The organism is Desulfobacter sp., assembly GCF_050177295.1.
Window position 1 is genome coordinate 1 of record NZ_JBFXHE010000056.1, and the last position, 16,516, is coordinate 16,516.

The 16,516-nt window shown below is 46.4% G+C and carries 13 protein-coding genes and 1 pseudogene; 8 read left to right on the forward strand and 6 right to left on the reverse strand.

Annotated elements, in window-relative coordinates:
- The 3 genes from AB7U36_RS06535 to AB7U36_RS06545 all read left to right on the forward strand — a co-directional run.
- A partial coding sequence (locus tag AB7U36_RS06535) for a Fic family protein (protein WP_428158990.1) occupies nt 1–432 on the forward strand: 432 nt, incomplete at its 5' end.
- Nucleotides 429–3,656, forward strand: a complete 3,228-nt coding sequence (locus tag AB7U36_RS06540) for a type I restriction endonuclease subunit R (RefSeq protein ID WP_428158991.1) — start codon at nt 429–431, stop codon at nt 3,654–3,656. The genes AB7U36_RS06535 and AB7U36_RS06540, both read left to right, overlap by 4 nt.
- An 89-nt stretch (nt 3,657–3,745) precedes the next feature.
- Nucleotides 3,746–4,381, forward strand: coding sequence for a M48 family metallopeptidase (locus tag AB7U36_RS06545; RefSeq protein ID WP_428158992.1), 636 nt, complete (start codon nt 3,746–3,748; stop codon nt 4,379–4,381).
- Nucleotides 4,382–4,882: 501 nt separating this feature from the next.
- Here the strand turns inward: AB7U36_RS06545 and AB7U36_RS06550 are convergent.
- On the reverse strand, nt 4,883–5,728 hold the full coding sequence (locus tag AB7U36_RS06550; RefSeq protein WP_428158993.1) for a DUF2914 domain-containing protein: 846 nt from the start codon (nt 5,726–5,728) through the stop codon (nt 4,883–4,885).
- Between the two features lie 419 nt (nt 5,729–6,147).
- On the opposite strand from AB7U36_RS06550, the gene AB7U36_RS06555 reads away from it, so the two are divergent.
- Together AB7U36_RS06555 and AB7U36_RS06560 are read left to right on the forward strand one after the other, a co-directional pair.
- Nucleotides 6,148–7,668, forward strand: a complete 1,521-nt coding sequence (locus tag AB7U36_RS06555; RefSeq protein WP_286817742.1) for a glycogen synthase — start codon at nt 6,148–6,150, stop codon at nt 7,666–7,668.
- Between the two features lie 110 nt (nt 7,669–7,778).
- A complete protein-coding gene (locus tag AB7U36_RS06560; RefSeq protein WP_428158994.1) occupies nt 7,779–10,481 on the forward strand; it encodes an SNF2-related protein in 2,703 nt (900 codons plus the stop codon).
- Nucleotides 10,482–10,530: 49 nt separating this feature from the next.
- Here the strand turns inward: AB7U36_RS06560 and AB7U36_RS06565 are convergent, their stop codons facing one another.
- Genes AB7U36_RS06565 through AB7U36_RS06575 form a run of 3 tightly spaced genes read right to left on the reverse strand, consistent with a single transcriptional unit; the run spans nt 10,531 to nt 11,590 of the window.
- Nucleotides 10,531–10,851 (reverse strand): hypothetical protein, encoded by a 321-nt coding sequence (locus AB7U36_RS06565; RefSeq protein ID WP_428158995.1) that lies wholly within the window; start codon nt 10,849–10,851, stop codon nt 10,531–10,533.
- A 51-nt stretch (nt 10,852–10,902) separates the two neighbouring features.
- Nucleotides 10,903–11,343, reverse strand: coding sequence for an ion channel (locus AB7U36_RS06570; RefSeq protein ID WP_428158996.1), 441 nt, complete (start codon nt 11,341–11,343; stop codon nt 10,903–10,905).
- Nucleotides 11,344–11,389: 46 nt separating this feature from the next.
- Nucleotides 11,390–11,590, reverse strand: coding sequence for a hypothetical protein (locus AB7U36_RS06575; protein WP_286817737.1), 201 nt, complete (start codon nt 11,588–11,590; stop codon nt 11,390–11,392).
- Between the two features lie 97 nt (nt 11,591–11,687).
- On the opposite strand from AB7U36_RS06575, the gene mobB reads away from it, so the two are divergent.
- On the forward strand, nt 11,688–12,239 hold the full coding sequence (mobB, locus tag AB7U36_RS06580) for a molybdopterin-guanine dinucleotide biosynthesis protein B (protein ID WP_428158997.1): 552 nt from the start codon (nt 11,688–11,690) through the stop codon (nt 12,237–12,239).
- A complete protein-coding gene (locus AB7U36_RS06585; protein WP_428158998.1) occupies nt 12,236–13,093 on the forward strand; it encodes a hypothetical protein in 858 nt (285 codons plus the stop codon). Before mobB ends, AB7U36_RS06585 begins: the two co-directional genes overlap by 4 nt.
- Nucleotides 13,094–13,099: 6 nt before the next feature.
- Here AB7U36_RS06585 and panC read toward each other — a convergent pair whose 3' ends face one another.
- Both panC and AB7U36_RS06595 read right to left on the reverse strand, forming a co-directional pair.
- Nucleotides 13,100–13,948, reverse strand: coding sequence for a pantoate--beta-alanine ligase (panC, locus tag AB7U36_RS06590; protein ID WP_428159000.1), 849 nt, complete (start codon nt 13,946–13,948; stop codon nt 13,100–13,102).
- Nucleotides 13,948–15,651 (reverse strand): hybrid sensor histidine kinase/response regulator, encoded by a 1,704-nt coding sequence (locus tag AB7U36_RS06595; protein ID WP_428158999.1) that lies wholly within the window; start codon nt 15,649–15,651, stop codon nt 13,948–13,950. Before AB7U36_RS06595 ends, panC begins: the two co-directional genes overlap by 1 nt.
- A gap of 390 nt (nt 15,652–16,041) precedes the next feature.
- On the opposite strand from AB7U36_RS06595, the pseudogene AB7U36_RS06600 reads away from it, so the two are divergent.
- Nucleotides 16,042–16,516 (forward strand): annotated as a pseudogene (locus AB7U36_RS06600) (GGDEF domain-containing protein); the annotation flags it as partial.

Consider the following 16,516-nt stretch of genomic DNA (forward strand, 5'->3'; position numbering starts at 1 on the left):
ATCCTGAAAAATATTGATGACAAAAATGCGGGTGTCTATAGAAAAACGAATGTCATCATCTCGGGTGCCGATCATGTTCCGCCCGATGCCCTGCATGTAGAAAGCGACATGCAAAGCTTTATTAACTGGTATCAAACCGAGGGGGCGTTTCTCCATTCGGTAGAGAGGGCGGCCCGTATTCATGCTGATTTTGTGAAAATCCATCCTTTTGTGGACGGCAATGGCAGAACATCACGGTTGCTGATGAATTTGGAGCTTATGAAAAGCGGGTTCCCACCGGTTGTTCTGCCTGTGGAAAAGCGGTTGGAATATTACGAGACTCTGGATACAGCCCACACAAAAAATGATTATGAGCCTTTTTTGACGCTTATTGCAAATATTGCGGAATCGGGATTCAAACCATACTGGCATGCATTGGGGGTAACCCCATGAACACCTTTCAGATTAATGAAAAGCATCTTTCTCAAATCCCGGCGTTGCAGCTTTTGATTGGCCTGGGGTTTGAATTTTTGACACCAGCTGAAGCCCTACGCGAAAGGCAGAATCGAACCTCCAATGTTTTATTGGATAACATTCTGCGCAACCAGCTCAAAGAGATAAACCGTATTCGATACAAAGGCAGTGAGTATCTTTTCAGCGAGGAGAATGTTCAGTCGGCTATCCAGAAGCTGAAAAACATAAAATATGATGGGTTATTGAAGACCAACGAGGCCATTTACGATCTGATCACGCTTGGGACTGCCATGGAGCAGACCATTGAGGGTGATTCGAAAAGCTTCAATATGAACTATATCGACTGGCCCAAATCCAAGAATAACCCCGGTCGTAACAAATTTCATGTAACGGTCGAATACAGTGTTGAACGTTCACGGTCAACGGAAACTGCCCGTCCGGATATCGTTCTTTTCGTTAATGGTATTCCGTTTTGTGTAATTGAGTGTAAAGCGCCGCAGATTGAGGTGGAACAGGCCGTTTCGCAGTCGATCAGAAATCAGAATGATGATTATATCCCAAAGCTCTTTATCTACAGTCAGATGGTCCTGGCTCTGAATAAAAACAGCGCTATGTACGCAACAACGGGTACCGCTGCAAAGTTCTGGGGTGTATGGAAAGAACCTCAGATGGATAACGGCGAGCGTGAATTTGAAAAACTGGCAGCAGTAGTCAACCAACCACTTGCCGAGCATGTTGTCGCTAAAATTTTTTCTACCTTTGATGTTAAGCCGGAAGCTTTCACCGGAAGCAGGCTGGTGACCGAACAGGATAAGTCGCTGTTCTCTCTTTGCCGTCCGGAAAGGCTCTTGGAATTGGCGTGGAAGTTTACGGTATTTGATGGGGGGCTCAAAAAGGTTGCCCGCTATCAGCAGTATTTCGTCATCAAGTCTACCCTGAATCGGGTAAAGCACTTTGATAGCATAGGTTCGCGTAAAGGCGGTGTGATCTGGCACACGCAAGGATCAGGAAAGTCACTGACCATGGTGATGCTGGCCCGTAACCTGGCCTTAGATCCCGAAATTTTGAATCCGAGAATTGTTCTTGTGACAGATCGTGACGACCTCGACAAGCAGCTTGGGAACACCTTTACCGCCTGTGGCCTTGGAGCAAGCCGGGCAACATCAGGCAGAAACCTGCTGGAATTGGTCGCTGAAAAGAAGTCAGGAATTATCACAACCCTCATTCACAAGTTCGACAAAGCTTATGCGGTAAAAAAATATCAGGATCAGTCGCCCGATATTTTCATTCTGGTGGATGAGAGCCACCGTACCCAGTTCGGTTCCTTTTCCGCCCGGATGAGACAGATGTTTCCCCATGCCTGTTATTTGGGATTTACCGGCACACCGCTGTTAAAGAAGGAAAAAAACAACTTCACCAAATTTGGTGAACTGGTGGAGCCCCATTATTCCATCACACAGGCCGTTGAAGATGGCGCGGTGGTTCCGCTTCTGTATGAGGGGCGGCATGTGGAGATGACACAAAACAGAGAAGCAGTTGATCTGTGGTTTGAGCGGCACACGCAGGGGCTGACCAAGGAGCAGCAGGCAGACCTGAAACGGAAATATGCACGAGCAGAAATGCTGAACAAGGCCGATCAGGTCATATACATGAGAGCGTTTGACATCAGCGAACACTTTCGGGGGAGCTGGCAGGGAACAGGATTCAAGGCCCAGCTGGTGGCCCCGAATAAAGCATCGGCGCTCAAGTACAATGCGTATATGAATGAAATTGGTATTGTCAGTTCCGAGGTTGTTATCTCGCCGCCGGATATGCGTGAAGGATATGAAGAGACCGATGATGAAACAACGGATGAGGTTGTAAAATTCTGGCAAAAAATGATGAAGCGCTATGGCAGTGAAGAAGAATACACCAAGCAGCTCATCAACCAGTTTAAACACGGTAGCGAACCTGAAATCCTTATTGTCGTTGATAAGCTGCTCACGGGTTTTGACGCTCCGCGAAACGCGGTTCTCTATCTGTGCAGGGTACTGAGGGAGCACACGCTGCTTCAAGCAATTGCCCGGGTCAACCGTCTCCATGAGGGTAAGGAGTTCGGTTTTATCGTCGACTATGCAAGCGTCCTCGGTGAGCTGGACAAAGCGCTTACCATGTACAGCGCATTTGAAGGGTTCGATGAATCCGATCTGGTCGGCACGCTTACATCCATTAACAGCGAAATCGAAAAACTGCCCGGCAGGTATTCTGATCTTTGGGATCTATTTAAAACGGTTAAGCATTCCTACGATGAAGAGGCTTATGAAGTGCTGCTTGCCGATGATGAACTTAGAGAAGAGTTTTACGGCCGTCTTTCGGAGTTTGGGAAAACCCTTGGCATCGCACTCTCTTCCGAGAATTTCCTGACCAAAACCGACGAGAAGACTTTATCCAGATACAAGGCAGATCTTCGGAAATTCCAGTCACTCAAAGCATCTGTCAAACTCCGGTATGCAGAGGCTATTGACTACCGGGATTATGAGCCCAAAATCAAAAAGCTTCTGGATACACACATTCAAGCCAACGAAGTTGTTCAGCTGAACGAGCCGGTCAATATCTTTGATGATGAAGCTTTCATGGTGGTTAAAGAAGAACAAGCGATTTATGGTAGCAAAAAAACAACGGCTTCAAAGGCTGATACGATTGCACATGCCACGAAGAAAGTCATCACCGAAAAGATGGATGAAGACCCTGCGTTTTACGAAAAGTTCTCAAAACTGATCCAGAAAGCAATTGAAGATTTCAGGGCTAAGAGGATATTCGATCTGGATTATCTGAATAAAGTCGTGGAGATCCGCAACAAGGTTGTTGGTAAGGTACATGAAGATATACCGGATAAGCTTTCCGGGAATGAAGATGCCATGGCCTATTTCGGGGTACTTAAGCCTTTCCTTGAAGCCTATTCTAAGCAAACTGGCAAATTAGGTGAAGAAGACCTTGAATCAGCAGCGGCTGATACGGCAATTGCTATTCATGGCATATTGGAAAAACATAAGAAAGTTCATTTCTGGGATGATGAAGACGTTCAGAAACAGGCAGTAAATGAGATTGACGACTACCTCTATGATGAGATCAAGACGGAAAGAGGGATTGAATTATCGCTTGATCAGATGGATGACATCATTGAGAAAGCCCTGCAGGTGGCAAAGCACAGGAGTTATAAATAATGGAGGCATTAATTCATAGCAATAAACACTCGGTTGTTTACGGCCGGAAGACCATCGATTTCAGTCTGTTATACTGTGACAGAAAAACGATGGAAATTGCTGTGCATCCTGACAGTACGATTATCGTTAAAGCCCCCGTGCAGTACGATATCACATTGATAGAAAAGAAAATAATAAAGCGGGCTCGTTGGATTCTCAGACAGCTGAATTATTTCAAGCAGTTTACTCCAAAGACGCCTGATCGATGTTACGTGAACGGCGAGACCCATTTGTACCTTGGGAAGCCATTCCGTTTGAAATTAGCCAAGGGACAGGAAAACTCAGTGAAATTGTCTCGCGGCTTTTTTCATGTTAATTGCCGGAACGAGCCGACTCCAAATGTTGCCAAGAAGCTATTAAACCAATGGTATTCGGAAAAGGCACAACTTCAATTTGCCGAGAGTATGGAACGCTGTTGGCAGAAATTCAATGGTCTGGGCATTGGAAAGCCAAACCTATCTGTTAAACGAATGCAAAAAAGATGGGGCAGCCTTTCAAACAAGGGCACAGTGACCCTCAATACCGACCTGGTTAAAGCACCTAAAGAGTGTATCGATTATGTTGTTACCCACGAACTGTGCCACCTGAAATATCATAATCATAGCCCGGATTTTTATAAGCTCTTAGACTCTGTCATCCCGGGTTGGGAGAAGATAAAACACAAACTTGAGGTAAGCATGTCATAAATTTAACGATTAAATTAAATTTCGTCAAATCCCTCTTGTTCACCATTTTTGATATCTTTCGTTTTTTAATGTGGACTATATCAATATCGGAATGTCCCAAATGTAGAATTCAAAACCCCGGACTATTATTAGTATTCAACACTCCGATATTGCTTGTTTATTCGAATTTTTGATTTCGGTGATGAGCGACACATATGTCTATTTATCCTCGCCTAAGCTTATTTTAAAGCAGCATTCAATAACACACGTATTGCGGATATAGATCATTTCAAATTTTCATTGAGACAACAACATCAATATCCAAATGCCCCAACGTGGAATTTAAACCCTCCGATTATTATTAATTATTGGCATCAAACCCATGAAAAGTGGAACTTGATATGTATATCCTTTTCGGCTGTAGAAGGTCTCGTTCGAGCACAAGAGCGTGTATCGATACCAAGTTTGCATGCCCTGGTTTATCGCAGAAGTGGGGAGGGTATCAAGGAATGAAAGAATCCGTCAGCTTCCAACGGTGAAATCGGTTCTTGCGATTACCTGCCCGCTATTGTTGACAACGTCCACACGCCAAGATCCGGCATGCTCCGGTTTGTTCAATCTCACGTTACTCCAGGTTCGGGTCCTGGGGTAGAGGACCGGGAGAATGATTCGGCAGAACCTCTCGCCGTTTAGGTAATAGATGTGGCTCAGGTCTTGGGGGGGCTTGTCGGTCAGGACGTTCATCCATATCCAGACCACTGGTTTTGCACCGTTTTCCATGGAAAAACGGTTCTCCGGAGATATATATTGCCTGTTTTTGATGCTGCGGCAGATAACCAGTTCCTCGATGGTCACATCGGTGGTGCTGACGATCTCTGGAAGTGTCTCCACAGGTGCCGCCTTTTCCGAGGTCTGTAGAATTTCAGTCTGTACAACGTCGGAATGCGGCGGCTCCTCTTCTGACGCTAAAACAGGCACCGTTTCAGACAAGAGTGCCTGGACCGGCTTTTCATTGGGCAGATCCGGTTTTTCAACATCAGTTAATGGGTGTTGAGCCATGGGCATTGAATTTTTTTGGGAGGCGGTCTCAAATTTTTCCGGGGTGGATGAGGGGTCTGTCAGCGTGCGTTCGGGAATCGTGTGGTAGACCATGAATATGATGCCTGCCGCCAAGATGAATCCTGCCGGCGCCAAGAGGGACCATGAGCGTCTGTGAGGGACCTGCTGCTTGAACTGGGCCCGGAGTTGCTCCTTTTCCTCGACAATGTTTCGGAATTTTTTTATGAGACGCTTGTCGCGCTCCTCAATACTGCTTTTGTTCATCATACCCTGTTTCTCTGTGAGGTTATCAATCAAATAGGTTTTCATATCAGCAAGGTTTGTTTTTGTCCATCCTCCAGGTTGTGAAAATACCAAAGGGGGGGGGGTGATGTCTGATTCTTTTACATTCTGGAAAGTTAGTTGACAAAGATTTAAAAAATTTTGAACCGATTTCAAGAGGCGTATAACTGCCCATGCCTGATGTACCAGGGGATAGGATGGCTGGTCTTCTGCAGGCACAGAAGATGCAACAATTCAATTATTGAATAACAGCCATGGGCTGACCGGTTTCTTCACCGTGGTTCAGCCCACAACAAAGAATGAAAGATGTGAGTATTGAGTATTGAGTATTGAGTATTGAGTATTGAGTATTGAGTATTGAGTATTGAGAAAAACAGCTTGTTTTAAATCTCACTACTCAATACTCATAACTTTCATATAAAAAAGACAGTGGAAGGAAGGTCCTCATGCCTAATAGACCAAGAATTCTTATTGTCACCCCGGAGGTGACTTATCTGCCGGAAGAAATGGGATCCTGCGCAGGCTATTCGGCCAAGGCCGGCGGCCTGGCCGATGTATCAGCGGCCCTGATCAGTGCCCTGTTCGATCTGAACAGCGATGTCCATGTAGCCATACCTGATTACCGTTCCATCTATCATGATTATTCCACCGAAAAGCATGACCGGGAGGTGGAAAAAATCAGGCAATGCCTGAATGAGGAGCGGATTCATTTTGCCGCGGACCGGGCGTTTCTTTATAAAGAAAAAGTATATTCCGCTAGTTATAAGACAAATTTAAAGGTATCCCTGGCATTTCAGCGGGAGGTGATCAATAATATCATCCCCAGGGTAAAACCCGACATTATCCACTGCAACGACTGGATGACAGGCCTGATCCCGGCCATGGCAAGGCAGTATGGCATTCCCTGCCTGTTTTCCATTCACAATATCCACACCATGACCTCCACCCTGGCCGAGATAGAGGACCGGGGGATTGATGCTGCTTCCTTCTGGCAATGGCTTTATTTTAAACGGATGCCTGAAAGTTATGAGGAAAGCCGGGAATCCAACCGGGTCGATTTTCTTTGCTCAGGCGTGTTTTCAGCCCATTATGTCAATACGGTCAGTCCTGCGTTTTTGCAGGAGATCGTTGAAAACCGCCATCTTTTTGTGGAACCCGGGCTTCAGGCCGAATTGACCCACAAATGGAAGGCCGGCTGTGCCACGGGTATTTTGAATGCGCCGGAACCGGAATTCAACCCGGCAGTGGATGAAATGATCCGGTTTAATTACGGGCCGAAAAATCACCGCGGGATGAAACAGAAAAACAAGGCCTTTCTCCAGAAAACCGTCGGCCTTGAACAAAATCCGGATGCGCCTTTGTTTTTCTGGCCATCCCGTCTGGACCCGGTCCAAAAAGGATGCCAGCTGCTGGCCCATATCATGTACGAGACCATAGAACGCTACTGGGATACCGGGATCCAGATCGTCTCCGTGGCAGACGGGGAATATTATAAACACTTCAAAGATATTGCCGGATTCCATGATTTAAGCCATCGAATAGGCGTTTTGAGTTTTGATGAACAACTCTCCCACCAGGCATTTGCCGGAAGTGATTTTGTTTTCATGCCCTCTTCCTTTGAACCCTGCGGCCTTCCCCAGATCATCGGGGCCATTTACGGCACCCTGCCCATTGTATTTGACACCGGCGGCCTCCATGACACGGTAAGGCCCCTTGACCTGGAAAATTCCAGCGGCAACGGTTTTATTTTCACCGTATATGATGCCCAGGGACTGAACTGGGCTGTGGATCGGGCCATGGACTTTTTTGCCCTTAATCCCGATGAAAGGGAGGTCCAGATCCGGCGGATCATGATTGAGTCCGTCACGGAATTCAACCACAGCCGCTGTGCCGAAAGCTATATCAGCCTGTATGAAAAAATGCTTGAAAGACCCTTCATTGTGAGCCCCTTTTTAAGTAAATCATAAATTCAAACAGCACATTCTGCTCAACACCCCGGACAGTGCTTGACTTCCCCATGCGGGAATGGCATAAGACCTACTTTTTACACAATTATCATGGGTGAGTTGACCGCGGCATGAGCGAAGTGTCTAGGACAGGCAGTCTTTTTAAAGGGCAACGATGGGTTTCTGAAACCGAGCCTGAATTGGGGTTGGGAATTCTTTTCTCTTTTGACGCAAGAACCCTGACCCTGCTTTTTCCCGGTTCGGACTGTTCAAGGAAATACAGCAGGGCGGCAGCGCCCATCAAAAGAATACGGTTCCAACCGGGAGACCGGATCAGCGGAGAAGACGGAACACGGATAACCGTGGAAAAAGTGGAGGAAAGGGCTGGGATTCTCACTTATTTTCAAGGGGAAAAAAGGCTTTTTGAGCATGAATTGTCATCGGTTTTATCCGTGGACATGCCCTTTTCAAAGCTTCTTTCCGGGCTTTCCGGAACATCCGGGAAGTTTGATCTAAGATATCGTATCCGATCGGCGCAAGGGGCGTATCAGAAATCACCGGCCAGGGGATTTTTAGGCGGTCAGGTGGATTTGATCCCCCATCAGTTCTATATTGCCGGTGAGGTCTCCAGCCGGTATTTTCCACGGGTTCTGCTCTCGGATGAAACAGGCCTTGGGAAGACGATTGAGGCGGGTTTGATTCTTCACCGCCTTCTGGTCACGTTTCAAATTTCAAGGGTGCTGATTATTGTTCCCGATGCCTTGGTTCACCAGTGGTTTATTGAATTGTATCGAAAATTCAGCTTGATTTTTCGCATTTTTGATCAAGCCTATTTAACCGAAGCTGCTGCGGCTGAGCCGGACATGAATCCTTTTCTTTTGGATCAGCAGGGGATCTGTGCCGAATCCTTTATCAGTGACTCGGACCATGCGAAAAAGGCGTTGATCAGCGCGGGGTGGGATATGGTGGTTATGGATGAAGCCCACCATATGGCAGAGGATTCCCCCCTTTATCAATTTATGGCCGGTCTGGATACTGAGACCCGGGGGATGATGCTTCTTACGGCAACGCCGGAGCAGATGGGGCTTGAAAACCATTTCGCTCAGTTAAAACTTTTAGATCCGTGCCGTTATCATGATTTTTCAGCTTTTGTCGCGGAGTTGGAAGGGCATAAAGCCGTGGCACAACAAGTCAGGGAAAAATTGGACCGGGGAGAGTCTGCAGCGTCGCTCCTGGACGCTTTTGGACCCGGCAGGGTAATTTTCAGAAACAGACGCCGTTCCATAAAAGGCCTTCCTGAACGAGAGGTGAGCCTGATTCCCCTTGAGGGGAGGTCTCGTTTGGAAGATGATCCAGCCGGTGATCCCAAAGTCGCCTGTCTTGCCCAACTATGCCGTAGGTTAAAGCCTGAGAAAATTTTGGTGATTTGCCGTTCAAGGCAGATCGTAGCGGCGGTGCTCCAGGGACTTGAAGCGCATATCCGTGTGGATGCGGCCCGGTTCGACGAAAGCATGGACCTGCTGGCCAGGGACCGCCAGGCTGCCTGGTTTGCCGACCCTGAAGGGGCAAGATTGCTGGTCTGTTCTGAAATCGGCAGTGAAGGAAGAAATTTTCAGTTTGTCCATCATCTGTTTCTTTATGATCTTCCCGTAAACCCGGAACGTTTAGAGCAGCGAATTGGTCGGCTGGACCGCATCGGCCAAAAAGAAAAAATTGTCATCCATGTACCGTATATCCGCAACACCGCCCATGAGATTTTAGCCCTGTGGTATGATCAGGGAATCGGCCTTTTTAAAGAGAACGTCAACGGGTTGCACGCCGTATTTAATCGGTTTAAATCCCGTGTGGTTCAATTGATGGCGCAGGCGGATAAACAGCCGGTTGGCGTGATCGATTCTGAAATTGAACAGAAAATGACGCGCTTGATTCGTGATACTGCAGCCTTTGTCACGCAGATGACCCGAACGCTGAACCAGGGCCGTCATATTCTTCTTGAGTTAAATTCGTTTAAACCGGAATCTGCCCATGCATTAATTCAAATGATTCAACAAACGGAAAAATCCCACGAGCTTCATAATTTAATGGAGGATCTGTTGGATGTTTACGGCATTGAAACCGATCGGATCACCGAGGTTTCGGGCAATTCGGTGGTCTCTTTTATACCGGATCGAATGACCGATGAAAATTTCCCCACACTGAGCGGTGGCGGCAAATTTGTCACCTTTGACAGGGCCACAGCCATTGCCCGTGACGATCTTGATTTTTTAACCTGGGATCACCCCTTTGTCCGTCAGGTGATGGAGTATTTTATTACCCAGGGCGAAGGAGCGTCTGCCGTGGCCAGGCTTTCCGGAACAGGCCGGCAGGGCCTGGTTCTTGAAACGCTTTTCCTTCTGGATCTTCCTGACGGGGACGGATCGTTGGCCGACAGGTTTCTTGCCACTGTGCCGATTCGTGTTGTGGTTGACCATCACGGAAGACCGCTGGCTTCGGATGATCTGCCTGCCAACTGGGAATCGTCTCTTATGTCGGATGACCCGGGCTGGTTTTTGGCGCTGCCGCAACTGGTTGGAGAAATTCTTCCGGAGATGCTGGAGAAAAGTCAGAACCTGGCCGAAAAAACAGCACAGATGCATCGGCTTGAAGGTGCGGCTGAAATGGAGAACGTGTTGACCCGGGAAAAGGACCGTCTGGTCACCCTTTCAAAAATTAACCCCGGAATTTCGGCTAAAGAAATTGAGGCACTGATCAAAGAACAGGCGCATCTTAGAACCCGGATCCTTAATGCCGGACTTCGGCTGGATGGGGTGAGGCTCATCCGGATTTTTGAGTAGCTTTCTGCATTTTTTCTCGATTCGGGCCTGTGAAATACTGGTTATGATTTTAGTTTTTTACGGCAATCGTTGCCTCCGGGTCAAAAGGATTGGTACGAATTGCCAAAGAAAAAAGATAGCCATAATTTTTTTTGATATAACGAAGATAACGCAGCCATTCAAATATCAACAACTTATAGACCCTTGAGATATCCCCTTCAAGGTGTTTACGATCAGAGTCCAATAATTCAGATAAATTGTTGCGGTGTGAGAGTTCGTCCCGCAGATGGAATATTGCACGAAGCAATTCCGTAAAATGCTCGTGTTCCTGAATCGTCGGATTTTCAATTAATCTTAAAAGCAAATCTGCCCGGCTTTGCATACATGTCAATAAAGCCGCCAGGTCTCCTTTATGCGAATTGATCGAAACCCGATGTTTTTTTTAAAGCTGATATGCGTTGTTGAACTCTTCATTTTCCCATTCTGTTGAAATTTTGAGATTTTTGTATAACCCGTCTACTTCATGATCAAATTGGACAAAATGTTTTAAAAGGTCGTTCCCCATTTCACTGAAAAACAATCCCAACACCATATTGACTTTTTCTTGCCGAATTTTTTCTTCACGACGGTTGACAAATACGTCTGTAATACTGGCAACTATACTTAGAAATGTCCCGACCCCCCCAATGATGATGATGATGGTCAGAATTTTACCGATTTCAGTTTTCGGATGGATATCGCCATAGCCCACAGTCGCCATAGTTACAATTGAAAAATATATGGCATTGATCAATGACATATTCTCAAAGAGCATGAATCCGCTGATGCCGATTGAAAGCAAGACAATAAAAATTGCAGAGTATATTTTTAACCGAAACTTCATAGGTTTTCAGGCCGAGCCGAAACACATTCGTTTTGATTCAGCTGTGCTATATTGTGTTGTCCTTTGGTAAATTTTCCGGGAATACATCCGGAACCCGTACCAGCATGAGTTCATTTCCACAAAAAGGGCAAAACAGGCTTGCAACATTATTTTCATCCATGATGGATTCTGATTTGAATGTCACTTCAAAGGGATTTGCCCCCGGGAACGAGCAATTATGATTAACGCAAATATAAGATAAATCCATAATATCCTCCTTTTCTTGACTTTTTTACATGTGCATCTTATACCTTAGCCGTATTTAATCCATGGTTCAAGAATAAAAAACATTCAAGGCTGTGTATATGAACAGTAAAAAAACGCCTCGGGTTGTTTTAATTGTCGGCAAATCCAACTCAGGGAAAACCACGTTGATGGAAAAGTTGATCAGAGAGCTCAGCGCACGCGGGTTTCGTGTGGGATCTGTGAAACATACCCATCATAATTTAAATTTTGACAAAAAGGGAAAGGACAGCTGGCGGCATAAAAATGCCGGTGCTGTTGCCTCTCTTATTGTGACGGATACAAAGGTGGCCCTGGTAAAAGAGGATACCCGTCCGGACGAAGAGAAATTTTTTCACTATCTGGGTGATACGGACCTTATTCTTGCTGAAGGATTCAAGACATTGTCTCTTCCCAAAATTGAGGTGTTCAGGAAAAATAGCCCCCATGAAGCACCTTTATGTCTTGAAGACCCTAATCTTGTTGCTTTTGTGACAGATACGGATATCCGGCCCGAAAAAAAAAACTGTTTTGGGTTAGAGGATATAAAATCAATTGCTGATTTGCTTGAACACCATTTTCTTGCTTCATTTTCCAGAAAGTCTCCCCATCAGGCGAGAGCGCTTAACGGATGAAACCCCATCAAATCCTTATTTTAGGGGTCTTTGTTTTGGGCATGACAATGTTTACGGCAAAAGCCTTCCCCAATTGTCTTCAATCCCTTGAAAACGGGCACATAGACTGGACAACCGGCCTTTTTACGGCCACAGGCCATGCATCTCCCGAAATCAATGCCGAAGGCAAGGCTGTGGCCATGCCTGGGTCTGCCAGAGCTTGTGCCACCCGGAACCTGATTGCCATTCTCAAGCAGATCAAAATTTCAGGGGATCTCACGGTTGGGGAATACGCATCAACCCATGATGCCATTCTTGCCGGGATTGAGAAGGTTGCCCAGGATGCCCGGGTTTGCGGTCAACTGTATACATCTGCCCTGGATGTGGAAGTTTGGGTGGAGGCCACATCCTATGGCCGATTTCTTCAACTGGTGCTTCCGGATCACATCCGGGAGATTCCCAAGATCAGCGAACTGAAGCAGGGGTTGGCTGAACCGGTTGACAAGACGCCTTCAGCCGCTGCCAAGCCATATACCGGACTGATTGTGGATGCAAGAATGTTAAATTTTGAGCCCTTACTTTATCCCACCATTGTCAGTGAACAGGGCAGGGAAATCTATTCCTCTGTTTTTATAAGTCGGGAATTTGCCGTTCAAAACGGGGTCTGCGCCTATCTGTGCGACATGGACCAGGCCCTTGCGTCTGCCAGAACCGGTTCAAATCCCCTGGTGGTCAAGGCATTAAGAAAAACCGGGGACAAAACCGGCGCCATTGTGATGAGCATGGCAGACGCCAAAACCCTGGACAGGGAGAGCGAGCGCCACATCTTTTTAAAGGAGTGCCGGGTGATTGTCGTGGTGAAACCGCCGGTGTAAAAAAGATCAGGGCGCTTCAATCAGGGCATTGTCAATCAGCCTTGATTTTCCCACCTGTACGGCCAGGGCCACAAGGGTTTCTGCCTGGACGGTTTCCACCGGCTCAAGGGTCCGGGGATTGCACAATTCAATGTAATCAATCCGGGTGTGCTCAAATGAGAGTATAAAGGCTTCCATCTCCCTGACAAGATCCGGAACAGACCGGATGCCCTTGGCAACCCTTTGTTTTAAAAGGTTGATGGCTTTGGAAAGGCAGACCGCGGAAGTACGCTGCTCCGGCGTAAGATAGGCATTTCTGGAGCTCATGGCCAACCCGTCTTCTTCCCTGATGATCTCCCCGCCGATGATCTGGATATTGAAATCCAGGTCCTTCACCATCTGTCTGATGATGGCAAGCTGCTGGAAGTCTTTTTTCCCGAAAACCGCCACATCAGGCATGACAATGTTGAACAGTTTGGTCACCACCGTGGCCACTCCCCCGAAATGGACAGGGCGGGACCGGCCGCACAGGTACTGGGGAAGATGGTCCAGAGAGACACGGGTCTGGTAGTTTGGCCCGTACATTTCGTTTTTATCCGGAAGGAAAACAGCTGTTACGCCTGCCTGCTGTGCCAGATCCAGGTCATTGCGAATATTGCTGGGATAGGCGTCCAGGTCTTCATTGGGGGCAAACTGGGTGGGATTGACAAAAATGCTCAGGACCAGCTCATCACTCAAAGGCTTGCCTATGTCAAGCAGCGAAACATGTCCTTTGTGAAGGTATCCCATGGTGGGTACAAAACTGATGGTCTTTCCCTCTCTTTTTTTTGCAGCAGACCAGGCCTGCATATCCGCTTTTGTTTTTAAAATATCCATCATCTGTTAAGTTCCTCTTTTACGGCAATGCCCATATCCAATATGGTATAGGGTTTTTTAACAAAGGCTCCTGCTCCTATAGACAGGGCTTTTAATACATCTTCTGATTCCGAATGTCCACTTGCAAGAATGGCTTTCTGGGACGGTCGGATTTTTTTGATCCGTTTGTAGGTCTCAAGTCCGGAAATGGAGGGGGCCATGACCATGTCTAAAATCAGTAGATCCACAGGGGTCTGCATGATGAAATCAAGGGCCTGAATCCCGTCGGCAACGCTAAACACCTTGTACCCTAAATTTTTAAGGATGGTTTGTGCAATTTTACGCTGGCTTGCCAGGTCATCCACAACCAGAAGGGTTTCTCCCTTTCCTCTGATCTCCTCAATGGAGGTGGATTGACTTGTTGTCGGCAGCTCCGAGCGAAGGGCAGGAAACAGCAGTGTGAACTTTGTTCCGTTTTCATCAGAGGCAACAAAGATTTCTCCTTGGTGGTCGAGAACCGTGTTTTTTACTAGGGTCAGGCCAAGACCACTGCCGGACCTTCCCATCTTCTTTTTGGTGAAAAAGGGATCAAAGATTTTATTCAGGCAATCTTCAGGTATCCCTTTTCCGGCGTCCAGCACTTCAAGCATCACATATTCGCCCGGGGACAGATTCTGTTGCGTGTACCCGTCTTTCTCACTGTCCACATAATGGTTGGCCGTTGACAGGACGATTGTGCCGTTGCCGCGGCCTGCCGTTGCCGCAGTCTCTTCAAGCGCATTGATCACAAGATGCATAATGCTTTTTTCAATATGTCTATAGGAGCCGGATATGGTTAAAAGTTCAGGTTCAAGGTGCATCTCAATATCCACCTTTCCGTATGCCGTTTTTATTTTTTCAAACTCTGGGGCAGCCATGAACCGCTTGATAATCGTATTGATATTCAGGAGCTGGCATTCCTCTCTGATCCCTCTGGAAATGGTTAAGAGGTCACTGACCACGGCAGAGGCGTTTTGGCCGGACTCTTTAATAATATCAAGGCTTGCTCGGATTTTGGGGGACAGGGTGTCGTCCATAAGAAGTATTTCAGGATAAGTGGCAATGCCTGCCAGGCTGTTGTTCAGATCATGGGCAACACTGCCTGCAAGATCTCCTAGGTTCTTTAGTTTTTTTGAGCTGTTAAGTTCTTTTTTAAGGACCTGCAATTTTTTTTGATCTGATATATCCCGTATGATCCCATGAAATGTATCCTGCCCGGATCCCTGGATAGGCTCGGCCAGGATCTCTACAGGCAGTGTCGAATTTTCACCTTTGGAAATGAGGCACTCCATGGAAAAGGGTTGGTTCTCACCGATAAGGGTATTAAAGCGATCCCTTGCATCTTCGGGTAAGATGGACGCCAACGGTTTATTTAGAAGAGCCATGGCGTTTTTACCCGATATATGTTCCGGATCTCCGCAAATAAATGTGGCATTCAGTCGAGAATCCATGGCCCACATCAAATCCTTTGAATTAGATACGATCAATCCGGTTTCTTTCATAACTAGTTTAATGCTTTTTACCCATGAAAGCAGCAGGATAATAAATGATCCGTTGAGCATGAAGAAAATCAGGCAAAGGGGCTTGCCTGTCTGGGCGGGCAGAAAAAGAATCAACAAAGCGAGAAAGATAAACAAAGCAGCCCAAATTTGCAGAAGTCCGGTAATTTTATCTAAGAATTTCATGCATCTGGGGAAATTCAGAGTTGTGTTGTTTTTTTCGGAAGGCGGCATTAATCCGGGCTTGTTTCAATTATTGATTTTTAAATAGTTAAGGCGTATTAGGCTTTTCATATAACTCAAAAAGCCAACAGATAACAAGAAAATCTTCTTTTGAAATTAAAGGTCTCTTCCGGCGTCACTCCTTTGGCGGGGGATGACAGAACAGTGACGCAGAACCCTGCAAGTTTTTCCTGTTTGTTGGATTTATGTTAAATGCAAATTTGGCGTAATGTATTGAAATTTAATTGAATGTTTTTGTTTAAGCGTGTCTGGCATGCTTGTTGCTTTTTATAATTTTAATATTTACAAAAAGGCAAAAAATATAAAATTTAATTTTATAAAAAAGGAAGGGCCATGAGTAAAAATCTTGATAGATTGAGCCATCGATTATCAGCTGTTTTCGGCCTGGTATTCGGATCTTCCCTGAATAGGGCCGATGCACAGAACAAACTGGCCCGCCATATTGTGGCTCTGAATGGAAAAACATCTCCCGCAGAAATTATAACTGAAGTGGCGGACTGCCTGAAAGGTATTCTTGGGTACAGGCTCTTTGCCTTTGTGAATAAAAAGAATGCCGGAGTGGATGTGTGGCTGGATCCCAGAATGTATAAACGCTCCATAGAAGATATTATCATAAGAGATTTCCAGATTAAGGACACCAAGGATCTCACCTATCTTAATACGCATAAAGACCGGGAGGCATGCCTGGAAAAATTCAATCTGGATTCCCTGGTGCATTACGACCATAAAGAAGAAAATTGTTATTCACGGCTTTATATGATGCCCTGCAGGCCCATCTCCGCATTCCATGATGATGTGGTCCGCATTG